The 19,634-nt window shown below is 58.4% G+C and carries 10 protein-coding genes; 3 read left to right on the top strand and 7 right to left on the bottom strand.

The window, feature by feature from the left end; translation table 11 throughout:
- Positions 1 to 65: 65 nt before the first annotated feature.
- From ACPOL_RS01580 to ACPOL_RS01555, 5 genes are all read right to left on the bottom strand, one after another.
- A complete protein-coding gene (locus tag ACPOL_RS01580) occupies positions 66 to 2,036 on the bottom strand; it encodes an ulvan lysase-like protein (protein ID WP_114205502.1) in 1,971 nt (656 codons plus the stop codon).
- Positions 2,037 to 2,590: 554 nt separating this feature from the next.
- Entirely contained in the window at positions 2,591 to 4,372 is a 1,782-nt protein-coding gene (locus ACPOL_RS01570) for a CRTAC1 family protein (protein ID WP_114205501.1), read from the bottom strand.
- Positions 4,372 to 6,993, bottom strand: a complete 2,622-nt coding sequence (locus tag ACPOL_RS01565; RefSeq protein WP_114205500.1) for a tetratricopeptide repeat protein — start codon at positions 6,991 to 6,993, stop codon at positions 4,372 to 4,374. Before ACPOL_RS01565 ends, ACPOL_RS01570 begins: the two co-directional genes overlap by 1 nt.
- Before the next feature lie 35 nt (positions 6,994 to 7,028).
- Positions 7,029 to 8,720: a CRTAC1 family protein gene (locus ACPOL_RS01560; RefSeq protein WP_114205499.1), complete on the bottom strand. Its 1,692-nt coding sequence runs from the start codon at positions 8,718 to 8,720 to the stop codon at positions 7,029 to 7,031.
- A 109-nt stretch (positions 8,721 to 8,829) separates the two neighbouring features.
- The gene (locus ACPOL_RS01555) at positions 8,830 to 12,282 is read right to left on the bottom strand and encodes a carboxypeptidase-like regulatory domain-containing protein (RefSeq protein ID WP_114205498.1); all 3,453 of its coding nucleotides are present in this window, start codon (positions 12,280 to 12,282) and stop codon (positions 8,830 to 8,832) included.
- 706 nt (positions 12,283 to 12,988) lie between these two features.
- Here ACPOL_RS01555 and ACPOL_RS01550 point away from each other — a divergent pair.
- Positions 12,989 to 14,566 carry an alpha-L-fucosidase gene (locus tag ACPOL_RS01550; protein WP_114205497.1) on the top strand — a complete coding sequence of 526 codons (1,578 nt, stop codon included), beginning with the start codon at positions 12,989 to 12,991 and terminating at the stop codon, positions 14,564 to 14,566.
- A 324-nt stretch (positions 14,567 to 14,890) separates the two neighbouring features.
- Here ACPOL_RS01550 and pdxR read toward each other — a convergent pair whose 3' ends face one another.
- Entirely contained in the window at positions 14,891 to 16,345 is a 1,455-nt protein-coding gene (pdxR, locus tag ACPOL_RS01545) for a MocR-like pyridoxine biosynthesis transcription factor PdxR (protein ID WP_114205496.1), read from the bottom strand.
- 128 nt (positions 16,346 to 16,473) lie between these two features.
- On the opposite strand from pdxR, the gene ACPOL_RS01540 reads away from it, so the two are divergent.
- Positions 16,474 to 17,319 (top strand): hypothetical protein, encoded by an 846-nt coding sequence (locus ACPOL_RS01540; RefSeq protein WP_201759053.1) that lies wholly within the window; start codon positions 16,474 to 16,476, stop codon positions 17,317 to 17,319.
- A gap of 89 nt (positions 17,320 to 17,408) precedes the next feature.
- Here the strand turns inward: ACPOL_RS01540 and ACPOL_RS01535 are convergent, their stop codons facing one another.
- Positions 17,409 to 17,798: an Ig-like domain repeat protein gene (locus ACPOL_RS01535; protein WP_114205495.1), complete on the bottom strand. Its 390-nt coding sequence runs from the start codon at positions 17,796 to 17,798 to the stop codon at positions 17,409 to 17,411.
- Positions 17,799 to 18,365: 567 nt separating this feature from the next.
- Between ACPOL_RS01535 and ACPOL_RS01530 the strand changes: the two genes are divergently transcribed.
- Positions 18,366 to 19,430, top strand: a complete 1,065-nt coding sequence (locus ACPOL_RS01530; RefSeq protein WP_114205494.1) for a hypothetical protein — start codon at positions 18,366 to 18,368, stop codon at positions 19,428 to 19,430.
- Positions 19,431 to 19,634 lie beyond the last annotated feature (204 nt).

The raw sequence follows: 19,634 nt of genomic DNA, 5'->3' as shown, positions 1-19,634 counted from the left end.
TGTTAGGTCGATAACCATACTGTCAAGGTTTCTTGGAGGCATCCTGAGCTATGCATCCCAATACATCATGTGTTCCCAGCATCACCAGCCTCAATCCTCAGGCGCACCTCTTTACCGGACTGAATTGCAACGATCAACGGCACTGCTTCGAACCCGGGGACAAGATTGAATGTGCGCTCGCCGGGAATCGGGTCGAAGCGATGGGCGGCGTCGATGCTGACGATGAGTAAACCTTTGGACTTCGAGATACGGACGCTCTGCGGGCTCAACTGCTCGACCCGCTCGCCCTTTCCGGCAATCAGCGGGACGATCAATTGCAGCGAAGCTGACGCCGGCAACTGGCCGGTGGCGCTGGCTGCGAGTTCCACGCTTGATTCAGCTATCGTCCAGCGCACGTCATACCGCATGCCATCGCCCTCCATCGACTTGTGCGCGTTGCTCATCAAGCGGCCATGGGCTTCGAAGACTGCTCCCAAGCTCGAGCGTGTCGCCGAGAGCGTAGCCTTGTAGTCATTCAGGTTCGTGTATGTGTCACCGGAGATACACTCGATGCGCGGGGTGAGTGGCATGTGCGGTGCGGCGCGCTCCTGTTGTTGGTTGGAGATCTCGATCAGCTCGTACTGGGTCATGCTGGCGGTGAGAATGGGGCCGAGCGCCATGTGGTAAAGCGAAGAGAGGGTGCCACCGGTGACATGGCCACCACCGCTGCTGGCCTGCGCATGCTCCTGATACTCCCAGTCGTAGTCGATGACAGTGGCGCGCCAAGCACCGACGCTGGCGAGATGTGTACCGATCGAAGGAAAGCTTTTGATGCCGTAGGGCTCGTCGCGCGGAAGCGCGGGCCGCTCGGAAACTGCGGGGAAGACGCCGCGGTCGAGCGCCGAGGCCAGGGCCTTCGCGTGGGGGAAAGTGTGATGGATGCAGGGCAGGTCCCCGTGGGCCTTGTAGTCCGGGCCGCCATAGAGCAGGCTGTCTTCCGTGCAGACTGCCATCAGCTCCGTATTGCGGCGAGCAACTTCGCGGAAGCGCGGGTCGTGCCCGGCCATGAGCAGGTACCCGGGTTGACAGCCATCGCTAGTGCGGCTGCCCCACCAGCTCCACTTGTAGTTGCGCGTGCCCCAGCTGTTGTCCCACGAGCCATCGGGAAGCAGAAATTCCATATGCGTTTTGAGAGCGGCGATCACCTGCTGTTCTACGTGCTTGTCCTCAGCAAGCAGGCTGTACAAGGCGAGCGCCGGCAACGACTCCTCCACGTTATAGCCTAGATCGACGGGGCGGCAGCCCTTGGGCGAGACCCCGTCGAGGGGATGGCCTTCACCGAAGAGGAAGCCTTCGGGAGTGAACTGCTCCATGACTCGCTGAGCGAGCTTGCGGCCGCGGTCGATGTAATGGGACTGGCCGAGCACCTGGCCACCAAGCACGAAGGCCAATGTAGCCGTAGCGGGGTAGTTGACGTTACCGGTTTCGATGCTGATGAAGTGATCAAGGAATTGGATCGCTGCCGCAAGGCGCTGGGTCCAGGCGCTGCGCGTGGCCGTGTCAAGCACCGCACCGTGGTGTGTAAGGGCCTCGGCCAGCGCGATGGAATGGAAGACAGTGATGCCCTGCCAATGGCCGAGCGTAACATCGTTGATCCAACTGCCGTCCGGCCAGCTCACCTGCGCCTCAGACCATTCATAGACGAGTTTTGCCGCGCGAACGTATTTTTCATCGCCGGTGGTATGTGCCACTTTGAGCAGCGGGTAGACCGCGTCGCCGCAGCGACCGTGGATGAGAGCACAGGCAGGACAGAGCAACCCGCCATAGAATGCCGGATCGCGCATCGCCACAATCTGACGGGCGATGAGGCCGTCGCACCAGGTCTTGAGCAGGCCCGAGTAGAGCTGGTTCTCGGGCAGGGGCGACGATGCAGGGGCAGCGTGGGCAATGGCCGGAACGAAAACCCTGTTAGTCGGCAACGCAGCTACTGCGGCGGCGGACAGGCGAAGCATTTCTCTGCGGTTGAGCTTGCCTTGAGGATGCCGTGGACTCATCATTGCTCCGTATCGAAGTGGCATTTCCGTGCAAAGACACATTGTGCACCACCCATGTGACCCCGAGCTTTCTGAGAATCGTGTTCATCATGCGCTCGGTTGTTTGCACGGCGACATGCCTGGGAGGAGCTGTATTTGCTGAAGCTCACAGCAGCGGGTTGTAAAAATGCAACGTAAGTTTGCGGATCCCTCTACAACATCGGAGATGGCTTTACCTTTGAGACTGGCAACAAGGTCATCGAGGACGGGCTTGCTGACCTCGTATCTTTCGGCCGGCCATTCATTGCCAATCCGGATCTCGTTCATCGCTTTCGCAAGGGCCTTCCTCTCGCCGACCCGGATAAGAATACCTTTTACACACCGGGGCCAGAGGGGTACACCACGTACCCGGCCGCAAGCTAGTGCTTTTCGTTTGTAGACATGACCACCAGCCTGTCTCTGGGGCGGCAGGCTGGCCGGGCTTAGACTTACGTCCACGCTAGGGAGATAACGCGATCACAGCAGCCTGTGCAACGCTGGCGGAGCGACCGTGTCAATTCAAGGCCTAATTAACCGCACTACGGCGCGGTGTGAGCAAAGGCATGCCGCTCGATGATGCCGCGGCCTTCGCGGACGACGATCCATTGATTGGCGTCCACTCCGTGAATCGTTTCCACGTTGGTCACAGGGCCGTCGGGCCAGCGGATCGTCAGGTCTGCTTTGGCAGCATGGCCCATGCCGAAATGGACGCGGAAATCTCCCTGGGATATGTGATATCCGCCGCTTCGGACCTCGTCGATCTCTTTCCGCTCTCCGACGGTCAGAGTGATGCGCGCGCCGACCGCGTCGCGTCCCGTTGCGGTAAGCGCGCGGACAAGCAGCGCATTGCCTCGAGGCCCAAAGTTCTTGAGCAGCGATGGAGCCTCGAAGAGATTCACGGTGACAATCTCTTCGGAGCCGTCGTTATCGAGATCGCCGACAGCGATGCCGCGGGAGGAGTGTTTTGCCGTAAGGGCGGAGCCGCCGGTCGAAGACACATCGAAGAACTGGCCGTCGCCGCGGTTCCAGAATAACTGCCTGGGCTGTTTGAATTCTTCTCCGAGGTTGTACTTTTCCACGAACGGGTACACGTGGCCGTCCGCGACGAACAGGTCGGGCCAGCCATCGTTGTCAAAGTCCAGGAACGCCGCACCCCATTTCACGTACTGGGTGTGAACCGCGAGACCGGTTGCGCTGGTGACGTCGTCGAAGACGTTATTGGGAAGATTCCGGTAAAGCGTATCCGTGTCGTTGGAGAAATTGGTCTTGAAAATGTCCAGACGCCCATCGCCATCGTAGTCGGCGGCAGTGGCTCCCATGCCGGCCTGCTCGCGGCCGTCCTCGTTGACCGCAAGTCCGCTGGCGAGGCCCATCTCTTCGAACGTTCCATTGCGTTTGTTGTGGAAGTAGAGACTGGGGGTAGAGTCACAGGCGATAAAGATGTCGGGCCAGCCGTCATTGTCGAAGTCGCCAGTGAGCACAGTAAATCCGTAGTACTCACGCGGGGTTTCAATTCCTGACGGTTTCGTGACATCGACGAAATGCCCGTGACCGTCGTTGTGATAGAGGGTCATGGTCTCGCCCTTCAGGCCGCGGGGTCCGCAAGGAACAGGCATGCCCTTCCAGTTACAGCCGCTTTCGGAGCGAGGCCGCGGCGAATCCTGTGCTTTGAAGTCGACGTAATTAGCCACCACGAGATCGAGGTAGCCATCCCGGTCGTAGTCGATGAACGCGCATCCGGTGCTCCATCGCGACTCGGGCCGGTCAAGGCCGCGCTCTTTCGTCTCCTCCTGGAAGACGCCATTTCCCATGTTGCGCAGGAAGACGTTGTGTCCCCACTGGGTGACGAAGAGATCGACGTGGCCGTTGTTGTCCGGGTCGCCCGCGCAGACTCCCTGCCCCCAACCGAGGTGGCCGATGCCGGATTTTGCGGTGACGTCCTCGAAACGAAGGCCGCCCAGGTTGTGGTAAAGGTGAGGAGTCAGCGGCGGAGCAGAGCTCTGCAGACGGTCACCTTGCACCAGAAAAATATCGGGGAGTCCGTCGTTGTCGTAATCAAAAATCGCCACGCCGGTGCCGGTATTTTCGACAATGTAGGTTTGGTCCAATTCGCCGGAGATGACCTTCGCGGTGAGCCCGGCCTGCGCGGCCAGGTCGCGAAAATCGACGATGGGCGCCTTCATGCCGGGAGGAAGAGGGCGCACCGGCTGATCGGTAGCAGTTCCCCCAACCATCTGGGCGGGTAGCTTCACTGAAAGCAGGGAAGCCGCGAGCAACGAGAGACTGATGGCGAGCGGAAGAGATCCGCGAATGGATCGCACTAATCCACCTTCCTTGCGGCAGAAGTCGTGTGCTGGTTTCGCGCCTCGGCGATGAGTTGCAGCGCGCGCTGGATCTCGGGATCCGCCGGCTTGAGGGCCTTTGCTGCCAGCAGCTCCTTTTCGCCGTTGTTGAGGTCTCCATCCTGACAGTCGATCAGGCCGAGCTTTTTATGGAGGTCGGCTTTGACGGCGCAGTCGCCGCACTCGGCGATGGCTGCACTCAGCTGGCGAGTAGCTTCAGGCCAATCGTGGGCGGAGGCGGCGACCACAGCATTGTTTGCCAGAGTGCCCGCACTGTCCAGGATGCGGCGTTGCTTCTGGATCTCGGTATACCGGGCCATGAATTTGCCGGACTCGTCGGGATCGGACGACCGCAAGGCACGCGCCAAGCCGAATAGCGCCTGGCTGAGGTTCGGATCGATGGCGATGGCCTGCCGCCACGCCGCTACAGCTCTGTCGGTATCGGACTGCTTTTCATAACACTGGCCCAGCAGATACCAGCCCATCACGTTGCGGGGCTGCAGCTTGACGGTCTCTTCCAACAGGCCGGCGGCGGCGGCGTACTTGCCCTCCTGCTTCGCGATGAGGGCAAGGTAGAACGGAGGCTCGGGTATTTGTGGAACCAGCCGGTGGGCGATCTCGAACTCCGGTTGTGCTTCGGTCGCGCGGCCAAGGTCATACAGCACCCTGCCGCGATAGAAATGAGCGACCCCGGACTGGGGAGCCAGACGGACCGCTTCGCCGGTCTCCGCCAGTGCCGCGGGCAGATCGTAACTGTCGGCGAGCGCGAGCGCGAGATCCAGATGGGCGGCGGCCAGATCGGGCCTCAGCACCACCACTTTGCGCAGCAGGGCGACTCCTTCGCTCATCTTGCCCATCTGCGCCAGGGCCTTACCGACGGTGGAGAGGGTGTCGGGACCCTGAGGATCGAGCGTGACGGCCTGGTCGAGCTCCTGCTTGGCGCCAGGCAATTTCCCCTGCTGGGCAAGAATCAGGCCGAGGTTGAGATGGCCTTCGATATACCGCGGATCGTCTTCGAGAGCCTGGCGAAGCAGCTTCTCGGCAGTCGAGAGATCGCCCTTTCTGGCGAAGATCATGGCCAAGTTGCCGCGGGCGTCGACGAGCTGCGGTTCGAGGTCCACGGCTGACTGGAGTGATTGCTGGGCAGATTCAGTGTCACCGTCTGTAAGTTCCAAGCGGCCTAATTCGGCGCGAAGCTTCGCCAATGTCGGGTCGACACCAATACCTCTGCGAAGCGCTTCTTCAGCCCCCTTCGTGTCATGCATCGCTTCCAGCGCCAGCGCGAGGTTGTAGGCGGTCCAGGCGCTGTCGCCTTTCTCTTCAAGCATGCGGCGATAGATTTCGGCGGCCTCCGCCGGCTTTCCCGCCTCGAGCAAATCGTTGGCTTTAATGCCGTCCGAGGTCAGCTGACTGTTTCGGAATTCAACATCGGTCGTCTTGCGGAACTGCTCGACGATCTTACCCGCTTCTTCAGTCTGACCGAGCGAGCGCAGGACTGCCGCAAGTTGGAACTGGGCCGACTTGTCTGCCGGATTCAGCGCCACTGCTTTTCGCAATTGGGGCAGCGCTTGCCCAGGTTTGCCGAGCTTGGCCAGAACGAAGCCAAGTTGATACCGCGCCGCAAAATCCTCCGGTGCGCCGGCGATCCCAAGCTCCAGTTCCGGCTCTGCCTTGGCGTAGTCACCGAGACCGCGGTACACCATCCCGAGCAGGATATGTGCCGAAGGCTCGTTAGGCCTCAGGCGCGCATAGTCGCGGGCCGGCGCAAGCGCATCGGTGAACGCAGCCGCATCGACGAGCGCCTTGACCTCGGCGGCTAACGCCATCGTGTCCGCGGAGTCCTGCTGGACAACGATGCGGTATTCGTCAGCGGCCTCGCGAAAGCGCCGCTCATTGGCATAAATGTTGCCGAGCGTGAAGTGGGCGGCAGTCGTGCCGGGATGCTTCTCGATCAATCCCGTAAGAAGGCGAATTGCGTCCGCCACGGTCGAGCCTTCGACTGGCGGCTGTCCATCGGCCTGGCGGGCTTTGGCAGTCTTGTAGACGGCGGTGTCCAAGGCGAGCTGTAAATCGGGATCATCGGGTTGAAGGCGCACAGCCTGCTGCCAGTAATCCCGGGCGGCATCGTACCGGCCGCCGTTGAAGAGAACCTGGGCGAGGCCATCCAGCGCGCAGACAAGCTGCGGATCGCTCGCGAGCGCCTTGCGAAATTCCGCTTCTGCCGCAGCCTGGTCTGACAACGCCGAGCCGAGTGCGCAGCGCGCCTGCAGCAACTTAGGATCGTGTTGTAAGGCGAGCTGAAATTCGCGGACGGCGGCATCGGTCCGCTGTTCGCGTTGCCGGGCAAGCCCGAGATCGAAATGCGCCTCGGCCGAATGCGGATCGAGACGCAACGCCTCCTCGAATGCCGCCACAGAGCATTTCAGATCGCCCTTTTCGGCGAACCAGGCACCCACCGCGTCATAGACCCTCGCCGGCGGCGTGCCCGGAGGCGGGTGCGCCGCGGATGCGGGTGGCTTACAGGCGGCCGGCAGTTGCGCAAAGGCCGGCGTTCCAAAGAGAAGCAGCAACGCGCCACAACCAAGGAGCGGTCCGTTCATGATGCGTTTACACTGTGTGATCGCACCCTCCACCACTAGCGCTGAGCGCCTTCCCCCGGCTCCGTCACTACCAAAGCCTGGTCCACCGACACGTCGTGCAGCAGCTGGCGCGTACCTGACGGCCAGCGAATCTCGATTTCGCGAATAAGGCGCGAACTGCCGACACCGAAGTGAACGCGCGGATCGCTGGACCCGGCATAGCCGGTGCTGGTGGTGGCCTCGTTGTAAAGTCTCCTCCCATCATCGGTGGTGAGGCAAATCTGTGCACCAAGCCCCATCCGGTTGCTTTTTGATCCGACCAGTTTCAGCAGAATCCAGTGATTGTGAGTTTCGGTGACATTGCGCAGCACGCTCACCGGGCCACCCAGCGCAGTGATCACTAGATCGATGCGGCCGTCGTTATCGAGGTCACCATAGGCAAGGCCGCGGTGCGCCGCCGGCCGCGTGAAGTCGGCCCCGGCCGAGACGCTAACATCCTCGTACTTGCCGTTGCCAAGATTTCGAAACACGGCGTTCGGTTCGGCATAGCGAAAGTGCCGGGATATTTGCTCGATGTTATCCAGCACATTGCCGCGTGCCACGACAAGGTCCTTCCATCCATCGTTGTCGAAATCGGCTATGCCGTTCGACCAGCCGGACATGGGCATTGTCAGGTTTGCAAGCCCACTTTCGTGTCCCGCATTGGCGAACCTGCCTTTTCCCTTGTTGAGATAAAGTGGGAACGTCTCGTTTTCGAGCGCGGTGTGCCAGATGTCGGGTAATCCGTCGTTGTTGAGATCGCGGAAATCCACACCCATCCCGGCCAGGACGTTGCCGTCGTCGTTGTAAGCCACTCCAGCCTCCAGGCCCACCTCTTCAAAGCGCTTTCCTCCGAGGTTATGAAAGAGACGGTTCGGGCTGTTGTCGTTAGCCACAAAGACATCGGGCCAGCCGTCGTTGTCGTAATCGGCAAATGCAACTCCCATCCCTCTGCCATCGACCTTCGATATTCCTGTTTCTTCAGAAACGTCGGTGAACGTCCCGTCGCCGTTGTTGCGGTAGAGAGTGTTTCGCAGGGGAGGAAAGCTGTCGGGGTGGCAGTAACCGCGGCCATCGATGCCCATGCAACTGGGTTCGTAACGCGGGTCCCAGTCGCAGTAATTCACCACGAATAGATCCAGCAGTCCATCGCGGTTGTAGTCGAACCACCCCGCCGCAATCGACCACATCTTGCGATCCTTGTGCTTTGCTCCACTCACACCGGCTTTGGCGGTGACGTCCGTAAAAGTGCCGTTACCGTTATTGTGGAACATCTGGTTTCCGTTGACGTTGGCGACAAACAGGTCGGGTCGGCCATCGTTATCGAAATCGCCTACTGCTGCGCCCATTCCGTAACCTGCCCCCTCGAGCCCGGCATGTTCGGTGACGTCGGTAAAGGTTCCATTTCCATTGTTGTGAAACAAGCGGTTGTAGTATTTCGGGCCGGTTTTCACCAGGGACGGCATCTCCGCGCCGTTGACCAGAAAGATGTCGAGAAACCCGTCCCCGTCGTAGTCGAACAATGCAACGCCGGCGGGCATGGTCTCGGGCTGGTGCTTCTCTGCGGTCGGACTGTTCTCAGTGACAAAATGCACGCCAGCTTTTTGGGCGATATCTTCGAACCGGATCGGACCCGGCGAGACGCTCTGTCCACACGCGATCGCACCCGGCGCCAGAGAGCCAATAAGAATGAGCAACTCTAAACGCATTCCTCCGCACCATCGCCTTTGAGCATAGCTCACTCCATCTAAAGAATGGCTCCACTGCTGCAAGCGCGTGCAGCAATGGAGCCATTGTAGTTACAAGCTACAGTCAGGGCTAATAGTAGAACTTCAGGGCCACTTGCAACTGTCGCGGTGAGTTTTGCTGGGTCTTGATCTGTCCGAATGTCGTGTCAGAGATGGTCGCATCCGGAGTGTTGAAGACGACGTTGTTGAAGAGATTGAAAGAGTCGACGCGGAACTCGAAAAATCTCTGTTCTCCGAGCCCAACATGGAATTGGCGAAGTACGGACAGGTCTACCTCGTGACGCATCTGCGCGGTGTAGGGGTTCACCTTCTCAGTGCCGTACGTGTATGGCGCTGGTGTTACAAATGCGCTGGTGTTGAACCATTGCTCCCGGGTGCGGATGCCAGGCCCGCTGTTCGGATTACCGACCACGTTCAACCGTTCCTGCAAACAGCACCCGATATTCTCCGGATCGCTGCCGGTGGTCACCGTGTAGGGCTGTCCGGAACTGAACTGCACGATGCCGCTGAGCGCCCATCCGCCGGCAAAATTGGAGACCCATCTATTGGGAGATCTGGTGAATGGAGATTGTGCCGTGAACGCCGCTGAAAACGCGTGCTTCTGGTTCAGGTCAGATGTGCCGTAATCAGCGGCGCGATTGTACGGATTGGAAGAATTGCAGCTTGCGCCAAGCCCGCATCCGTCATCGTTCGAGTGGCCGAGTGTGTAGGCAGCCAGGAACGTTACGCCGTGGCTCGTCCGTTTGTTGACTGTGATCTGAAGGGCATTGTAACGGCTGTCACCGGCGCTCTGGTCAAACCACTGCTGCAGCATGTACGGGTAAGGGCGCCGGGCCTGCACGGTGCCCGGTCCGGGCTGGGGAGTATTCATCGTGGGGCCCCAGTCTAGATGCCTTCCGACGGAGCCGACGTAATTTGCATCGAGCGCAATGTTAGCGGGCAACTGCCGCTCGACGCCTATGTTCCACTGGTCCAGATAAGGAGTTTTGAAGTTCGGATCCACCATCCATTGGCTGACCTGGCTGAAGTCGTTGATGGGGTAAATGAGCGCTCCACCGCCGCCTAATCCCAACGGATCGGCCGTATTCACGGTGGGAATGTTGTTATTCAGCCCGGCATTGTCGATCGTATTGACCGCTGGCCAGTTGCCGGCGAAGTTTTGCGAGAGCTGAATGATGGTTGCCCACAGATCGTACTGGCGACCGTAACCGCCGCGGATGGTCGTCTTGTCGTTCAGACGGTAGGCCCCGCCGAGCCGGATGGCCCAGTCGGCCAGCGAATTATTGATCATCCTGGGATTCGAGCGGACGATCGCGTTCGGGGGAAGTCCGCCCGGCGCGGGCGTAGTCGACGAGGTGTAGATGCCATTGGGGATACAGGGCGCGCCCTGGGTCGCCGAACAGTTCGGGGGAAGCGCATTGAGGATGTACTGTCCGGTGACAGGGTTGGCCTCGCCCGTATAGAAGTTCCCGCCGTTGCCGGTTCCGTAAATCGGCGTGAACACCATGTCGTTACGGAAACCTATGTTGATGGTAAGCCGGCTCGTGGCTTTGAACTGGTCTTGAAGGAAGAACGCATCGATCCATCCCCCATGCACCACCTCATTGACATTCCGATAGCTGGCTTCGCGCGGAATACCGAGCAGCAAGGATGCCCAGCTGTTTCCGCCCACGCCTTGATCGGCCCCAAGCCCCCCGGTCTGGGCGACCCCGAAATTCGATCCGGCATACGCGATCGGCGAGACGAAATTGTTGGTCTCAAAATCGCCGCCGGCTTTAAACGTGTGCTTGCCCACGATCTTGGTAAAAGAGCCACCGAACTGCCAGTTATCCGCCAATCCGCTTCCCTGCAGTTGCGAGCCGGTAAATCCGACGTAATTGTCTGCCGAAAACTGGGGCGGGTACAGTTTGCCGTCCAAGGTCATCCAGGACGTAGAGACCCCAAGCGCCTGCAGCTTCCCGGTAAATCCCGCGCCCTGGCCAGGCCAGGATGTGCCGATCAGACTGTACCCATAGTTTCTGCCGAAGTACACGTCCGAGAAGGCGGTCGGACTATAGGTGTGGGTCCAGTGCCCGATGTAGTTATGCCCGGCGACCTGATCGAAGCCAGCGCCGATTGTGCCCGATGGGGAAATCCCAAACTGACCGAACTGGCTATAGCGGAACATGAGCTGGTCGCTGTTGCCGAAGCTATGATCGGCCCGAATCGTTCCCGAATCCTGGTTGGTCCAGGAACTTCCGCTGACGAAGACGTTGCTCCCGTTCACCAGAGCGCCGCTCTGCGGGATAGCCGACTGGTATAGCGCCGAAACTGGATTGATCCGGCTGGCAGGGATGCAGTTGATATCGCCGCCGCAATACGCCGGATTGGGCTCGTTGTACTCCTGGGTGAAGGTCTGCCGCGTGTAGGCCCCGGTGGCAGGGTCGAGAACGGTCGTCGCCGGATCGTAGATCGGGGTGCCGAGGGCGCTGAAGTCGCCGTTGCGCATTGCGTCCGTCGGTCCGAGCGCTCCAGTTTCCTGGGCGGATGCGTATCGATAACCTTCCCACGCTAGATAGAAAAAGGTACGGTTCCTGCCGTCATACAGCTTCGGGATGGAAATGGGACCACCGGCCGAAGCGCCGTATTGATTCTGCCGAAGCGGTGTGCGGTTTGCCTCAAAGTAGCCGCGCGCATCCATCTGCTCGTTTCGCAGGAACTCCCAAACGGCTCCATGGTACTGGTTGGTTCCGCCCTTCGTGACCACCGTTACGGCGCCTCCGGCGGCCCCGCCGTATTCAGCGAGATCGTTGTGGTCCTGGGTCTTGAATTCCTGAATGGCGTCGACGATCGGGGCATAGTTGTATACCCCCGACAGAGTGTTCAAGTCGTTCGCGCTATCCAGAATAAACATGTTGCTGCGGTTGCGGGCTCCATTGACCGCCGGAATATCGGTGGTCCCGATCGTTTTACCGTTCCACCCACCGCCTCCGCCGCTGTTCTGGTCGGTATTGATATTGGCCACGCCTGCGGTGATCGTCAACAGTTGAGTGAAGTTGCGGCCATTCAGAGGCAGGTTGTTCACTTCTGCTGTGGAAACGACCGTACCCAACTCGGAACTTGAAGTCTGCATCGCGGCCGGAGCGGCGGTCACGGTGACGTTGCTGGTCGCAGCGCCGATGGTCAGTTGAAAGTTGAACGTCGCAATTTGGCTGACCTCGAGCGTTACCGGCGGTTGCGACACCGCGGCAAAGCCGTCTGCAGAGGCTTGCATCCCATAGCCGCCTGGCGCCACGCTGGGAAAGTCATAGGCTCCGTCGTTGTTGGTAGTCGTTGTCCTGATCACGCCCGTGTTGACGTTTGCGAGTTGCACCCGTGCGCCCGGAATTGCGGCGCCTGACGGGTCAGTGACCACGCCGTTGACGCTCGCGGTAGCCTGCTGCGCGCGGGCGGTAAAGGACGTGAGTACCAGAAGACAACATAGGATCAAAGGGGTGCTGAGGTACCGGAGTGGATTCCAGTGCTTTACGAGCGACTGTTTCATGATGGTCTCCCAAGAATTTACTTCACGAGCGTGGCGGTCCGGATTGCATCAGGCTGCGTTTTAGTCGACAGACAACCACTACTTTATCGTTAACGCGAGAATCCTATTCATGCACGGATAGAAGTGTCAAGGATTTCCTTGGGAAGCGTTTTCTGCGCCGGGATGATCTCGCCATCGGACGGAAGAAGTACTCCCGGTTTCGGGCTCCGGGTGTATCGCGCTGGCTTTTGCACCAAACCACGCTGGGTTGCGGCTCAACTTAGGTCATCACGTGCAGTCGGTCCGATTGTATGTCCGACCTGCCGCTGTCCAAACCGCCGGGACCGATATGGTAGCGTTTACTGTATCGTCTTAAGTCTGGTTCAAGCGAGCCTGAAGAGGAGATCAAATAGCTTGATCAAGACGGCGGAATCGATGAAGGTCTGCACTCCAACGGACGAATGTGTGAACGCTCCTTTTCGGATGGAACACCTGAGAGCAGAGTTTTGGCTGGAGTAATGAGGCATCCAGATATGCGGTCAGGGTTTTGACTGGCGACTTGGATGCCCAATCGATGACCTGCGCTCGGCAGCTGTTGTGGTCGCGTGCAGCAGCTAATGTAGAAGAGACGTGATAGCTCTTACAATCAGCATTCGAGCACAGCTTCACACAATCGTGCTCGGCTGATCTATCTGACCTATCGCGTTCTCGAAACATCGGAGAAGCTATGGATCGACGCGTATTTCTCTCGGCAGCGAGCGCCGCAACTCTGGCCGCCGCCCTTCCCGTAAAGCTCTTTGCACAACATGCAGAGCCTCCGATCGAACACCGGTTGCCGCCTACCGATGCTGACTTCCAGCGTTCCAGCTCCTACATCGAGGATGTCCCTCTGCACGAATATCACTGGGCCTCTGAGCGCGCCGTCGAAGCTTTTCAGGATTTAAAATTCGGCCTCCGGATTCATTGGGGACTCTACTCAATCTTTGGTCGACGGGGTGAGTCCTGGCCTTTTCTCACGCTTCCCTTTAGCGAGCGTGAAAGCTACAACCACGCTTATCAAACCTGGAATCCTGACCAGTTCGACGCCGATGCGTGGATGAGTTTGTGTCAGCAGTCCGGCCTGAAGATGTTTGCTTTCACCTCGAAGCATCAAGAAGGATTTTCCATGTTTGATACCAAGACGCGAGTGCGTCAGCGCGCCAACTGGACGGCAGCCGGCGGACCGAAGATCGAGGATTGCGATCTCTCCTACAGCATCATGGAGACTCCTTTCCGCCGCGACGTAGTCAAAGAGCTGACCGACGCTGCGCATAAACGGGGAATCAAAATCGATCTTTACTTCTCTCATTCCGACTGGTACGATGCTGACTTTCGCCCCTATGGCTGGCACCCGCTGCAGGTGCCGTCGTCCCCTGAACTCACAGCACGCGAGTCAGGAGACGGAACGGTGCAGGAGTTCTGGGACAAGCTAAAGAAGCGATTTGCCGGTCAGCTTGTGATCGTACCCGACCCCACGCCAGAGGAAGTAAAGAGGATGGTCCAGCGGCATCGCGCCCAGCTGACCGAGTTACTCACCAACTACGGCAATATCGACATGATGTGCCTGGACATCTTCTGGGGGCCGAAGGTTTGGCCTGAGATGCGGGAGACGATCGTCAAAATGAGGCAGCTTCAGCCGGACGTCATGTTGCGCGCGAGGGGTATCGGCAATTATGGCGACTACTACACTCCTGAAGGTTTTGTTCCCTCCTCGAAAGAGGCCACCAGAATGCCGTGGTTTGTGATTTATCCACTCGGCTCTTCGTTCTCCTATGAAAGCGATGGGTCGAAGTACAAAGGCACAGGATGGATCGTCAACAACCTGGTCGATGCGACGGCGAAAGGTGGTAACTTCATGGTTGGTGTTGGCCCGAGCGGCCAGGGCAGCTTCCATCCGACGGCGGTTGAGCAACTTCACGAAACCGGAAAGTGGCTGAAGGTGAACGGCGAAGGCATTTATGCCACCCGCCCCCGGCCCGGAACTCTATGGTCTGAAGGCGATAACCTGCGGTTTACCCGCAGCAAGGACAATAAGACGATTTATTGCTTCCTGCTTAAATGGCCTGGGAAAATCCTTTCGATCAAATCAGTGGAAGCGGCACAGGCGACCAGCGTGAAGATGCTTGGATACCCCAATGACCTTGTAACCAGATGGGACGCGCAACAGGGGTTAGTCGTCACGGTTCCTGAGCAATTACAGCAGGAGTCGAATCGACCGTGCGACTTCGCCTGGTGTCTCAAGCTCACTGGTGCACATACTGCTTGATCCCCGATGATCCTCCGGCCGGTGTGGTTGCTGCGGAATAGATGGAAGAAACCATTCCGGAGATATTGTCCTATGAAACATCGTGTCTCGAGCACGAGTTCCCTTGACAGCCAGCATGCGGCAGTTGTCAGGCGCCCGATGCAGGGACCTGAACGTAGAGGCGCAGTCCTGTTCGCGCAGGAGAGTCATCGCGTCGTCGTTCTCCGGATCCGGTGTTTTTCCCGTGACGTCGGCAGCGACTCCGAGTATCGCGGCCACCAAAGATAAAGCTTCACAGACAAGGTCGAAAAGACTTTCTCTAGAATGGTGGCGCCGGGCAGTCGGCTATCTCAGTGCTTTTGCAAGTCGGATGAGTGCTTGCCGTATCGCAAGCTCGTCGAATCCGCCAAAGCCGAGGAGCAACGCGTTTGGATCAGGACCTCTGACAGTGAATCGATCGACAGCAAGAACCTCAACACCCTGGGCCGCCGCCAGCCTTTCCGCCTGCCGTGAAGTCATTTGATTCTTGAGGTACCCGATCGTGTAGAGGCCCGCCCTGACGTTCGAGATCTCGAGCAACCCACCCAGGTGCTGCCTGGCTCCTTCGATGAGCGTTGCGAGGCGCTCCGCATATAGATTGCGCATCCTTCGCAGATGACGCGCCAAGTGGCCATCGATGATGAAGTCACAGAGCACCGCCTGGTCAAAAGATGAATTCCGGAAGTCGGTTCGATAACGGAAACCCAGAAAGTGGTCGATTAATGGCGCAGGCAACACCATGTAGCCCACGCGTAAGGCTGGGAATAGCGTCTTGCTGAACGATCCGATGAAGATCACACTTGAGTGATTATCGAGGCTTTGCAGGGCAGGTACAGGTGGTCCCTCAAACCTGTATTCGCTGTCATAGTCATCTTCGATAACAAAAGCACCAGCGCGCGAGGCCCAGCTGAGAAGGGCCATCCGCCGCTCCAGCGACATCGTTACCCCCAGCGGGAATTGGTGTGCCGGCGTTACGTAGGCACCCTTCGCATCCGGACAGATTCTAATTCCAGCGGAAACAGATATCCCTTCATCATTCACTGGTACCGGAATGATCTTAGCTCCGACAGTATCAAACGCGATGCTTGCTCCGAAGTATCCAGGATCTTCGATCCATACCGGATCACTCTTTTTTAAGAGCAGACGTGCCAGCAGGTCGAGCGCTTGTTGTATTCCGGAGACAACGATGATCTGTTCCGCAGTGCATCGCACACCCCGTGACGTGCGCAAATACTCGGCGATTGCATCGCGCAATGGCCGGTACCCACGCGGATCAGCCTCTTTCTTTAACCATGCCCCAAAATTACGTGCTCGGTGTGCGGCGACACGTCCCCAAAGCTCAGAAGGGAATTCGTTGATGGCCGGCTCCCCGATCCGGAAGGGGCGGATCCCTTCAACCAAAGGCAGGTCGACCCAGGGCTTCGGCCGTTTATAGGTCGAAATGACGCCACGAATGTACGCCGGCGTCGCGGTTGCCAGGCGGGCTGGCCGCGGCGCCTCCACACGATTGACCCACGTCCCGAATCCGATCCGGGAACTGATATATCCCTCGGCTTGTAAACGCTCCAGAACGCTGACGACTGTACCCCGGGAGAGTTCATCCTGACTGGCGAAGTCTCTGGACGCTGGCAATCTGGCGCCTGGCGCGAGCCGACCGTCAAGAATCGCAGAGCGCAGCTCGCCGTACAACCAGTTGGTCAGGGTCTGATTGCGCGCTCGGCTCTTGAGAGTGAGCTCGAACGAGCTAATGGATTTTGGCATTTCAAATGGTCCAAATGAAATCACCTAAAATGGCTCTGTTCAATGTACCACCGTCGCCCTAGTATCAATTTCGAAATCAAGAAGCGCAGGCATCGTTATCGAGTTTCGCGCTTCTTCCGGAGCGACCCATGGTAGATCGAAGGATGAAAGTTGGACTCTGGTTCTATGGATTGGGCACGATTCTCACCGGCATTCTAAATATCGCCTGGGGTGCATTCGATGCCTCTCATCAGCCCATCCAATCTCTGGGCAAGAATCTTCCCGGACAACAAATAATGGCCTACGTCTCGGGCGTCTGGCTGGTCACGGCAGGCCTTGCAGTCTTGTGGCGTCGCACCGCAAGGATTGGCGCCGCGGCATCCGCCAGCGTCTACCTGATCTTTGCGGCTTTCGGGCTACTTGGGTATTCTGCCGGAATTCATACCTATGGCTTGCGAATCGCTGTATTGCTAGGCATCTCTTTCGGGGTCGCTCAACAGGTATTCCTGGCGGCTCCGGCAGCGATCGTTTTTGCGTCTACCGACTCACCGGATCTCCTCCTGCAAGGAAGAGCAGCTACCGCCGCACGTTGGATGTTGGGATTACCTCCTATCTTCTTCGGCTTATTACACCTCGCAGCCATTCAAGCCTTCGCAAAGATTGTCCCGCAGTGGATGCCGTTCGGATACTTTTGGGCGGGGCTGACCGGAATCGCCTTCTTTTTGGCGGGATGTGCAATTTGCTCAGGAATAAAGGATGTGCTGGCAGCGCGGCTTCTTGCTTTGATGCTGTTGCTATTTGAATGTCTCGTAGAAGTGCCTCCAATTGTCACCAGGCCGCATAGTCAGCCCACATGGGGCGCCGCCGTATACAACCTGACTGCGATAGGGGCATGCTTGATATTCGCCGAATACCTCGCCAGCCGCGCAAATCGGGCACGTAGCGGCGCTACGGGGAATGTCGCCGCGTCCAGGTCGGATGCGGTGGTAGCGTGATTGAGTAAGCCTGCTCTTGGCAATCCGCTCAAGACCTAGCGTGAATTGATAGGGCAGAGGATTGCACAGATCGATCCTGCCATTGGCTCTCAGGCGCAATAGCACTTTGCAAGAATTTGGCTACGGTAGGTGCCACCCAGGCGGGGGAAAGTTGGGGCCGCGACCTGGCCGGTGATCCACAGGGTGAGGCTGCCGCCGCTGGCGCTATAGGTGTCTGGCTCGCCGAGATAAGTAACTGCGATCATGTGCGGCACGACAGAGAGTGTGCTCGCAGTGTAGCTCGCAAGGGCGGTGCCATCGAGTTGTACGTTTTCGACGAAGTGGCCATCGACGGCGAAGTCCACAGATCCTTTGGGTGCGGCTCCGCCAGCCACTTGCTGAACAGCAGCGGTGAAGGTGACGTGGCCGCCGGCCTCCTGTGGGTTGGCGTTGGAAGAGAGAGCCGTGGTGGTGCCTCCGGGGAAGTTGAACCGGGCCATGAAGCCGGTAGCGGCCGTCGCGCGATCGGTCTTATCATTGGCGGCGACAGAGGAAAGTCGGAGGAGTAAGTAAACCCAACAAAATGGGGGTCACATGAGGTCGAGGGCGATGGCCGCGCCGCTATCCCCGGGTGCCAGGAGGCCGGACCCACCCAGATAAGTGGAATAGACCAGATGCGAGCTCGTGGCGTTCAAGCGGGTGACAAAGGCACTTGATCCGCCAAACTCTTCGCCTCAGACAAAATGGGTAAAAGCGCTAAGTGCTTGAATAGATGTTGGCGTCCCCGACGGGATTCGAACCCGTGTTACCGCCGTGAAAGGGGGATAGATTGGCATTTGGCTACGTTTGCACTGACTGGTAGGTATTTGTATAAATGTCATTTTATCAGGGTGATAGAACTTAGAACACCCTTGTCTGTGATGAGCAGGATTTGCACCCACGTACATCGTTCTTAGTCCCCACAGCGTCCCCGGAAAAACGCCGGGGTTTTAGGCCGCCGTGTTCGGAGCCGAGGGTCCTACACAAGTACCTTCTACTTAGACGAGCCAGTCTTTTACGACCAACCAATGACGGACTCCGTGTTTCTTTCGGTAGAACAGCTGGAACAGACGCTAAAAGCTGGAAGCGTTACGTCGGATGCAGAGATGGCGCGGCAACTGTCGGGGATGCAATTGACGGAACGGCTAAGCAACACAAAGGCGGCGGCGCTCCGCAGCGGGCTGAAAGGTAAGAAATCGCGCGAGGCGCTCGCTGCTCTCGCTGACCGATCGGTCTTTCGTGCCCCACCGGCGTCGGATATTCTTTCCGATCCACCGGCTGAGCAACACACCCAGGAGCTAATGCTCTCGCGAACGGTCCAATATGTGCAGAAGACTTTGCCCAAAATACCTGATTTCATCGCCGACCGCCTGACGATCTCGTATGAACAGGTTCAGCTGGAGCCGGGACAAACTTGGAAGACAGCGACAGGTGATCAATCCCTGCATATAGTGCAAACGGCTAAATCCACTGTGATGTTTCGGGACGGCAAAGAGGTATCAAATGGCGAGAAGGTCAAAAGATCGACGCTGGAAGCAATTACATTGCAGACCGTCGGGATATTTGGGCCTATCTTAGCCATCGCTCTGGTGGGTGCCACGGCACCTCAAAGCGATATAACCTGGAGCTATTGGGAAAAGGGCCTACGCGGACCAGATGCGGTTTTTCGCTATCATGCCAGGCCGCAAAAACCTCTTTTTGCGGTGGGTGCCGAGTCACTCTCTGAGGACGGGAAGATCGTCCCCTTTCAGATGAACGTGCCGTTTCATGGAGAGCTGGCGATCGATCCGCAAAGCGGAGCTATTCTTCGCCTGACGATGCAGGCGGACTTCCAGCCCAGGATGCCGCTCGATGAATCCGACGTGATGGTCGAGTACGGTCCCGTCGCAATCGGTGGCAACACTTACGTCTGTCCGTTGAAAAGCGTCTCTATCTCCAGACAGCGGCACATCCTGGGTCTTCATGAATGGGGCCTCGACTTCAACGTTTACGCTCCTTTCGAATCGCTTTTGAACGACACAGCTTTCTCCAATTATCACCTGTTCCATTCCACAGTTAGAATGCTGCCGGAGTACACCCCGGCGCCGAATTGACCGGGACGGTTTTCGCGTGAACGGCCACATCAGGCCAGCGAAGTGGTTTGAGGGGACATGCGCATCTAGTTGCTCCACCTGATTGGTGGCACAACATACAGTTATCGGCTGTCGGTTAGCAAGCGGTCGTTATTCGCCTTCGTCGCGGAACTTGCGGCCCGTAGTCCGCTTAGTTGGTGCCTTTGAAGCGGAGTTGGCCAGCTT

Source organism: Acidisarcina polymorpha (genome assembly GCF_003330725.1).
Classification (GTDB): Bacteria; Acidobacteriota; Terriglobia; order Terriglobales; family Acidobacteriaceae; genus Acidisarcina; species Acidisarcina polymorpha.
Note: the sequence above shows the minus strand (reverse complement) of the source record. Positions and strands in the feature narration are given on the sequence as shown.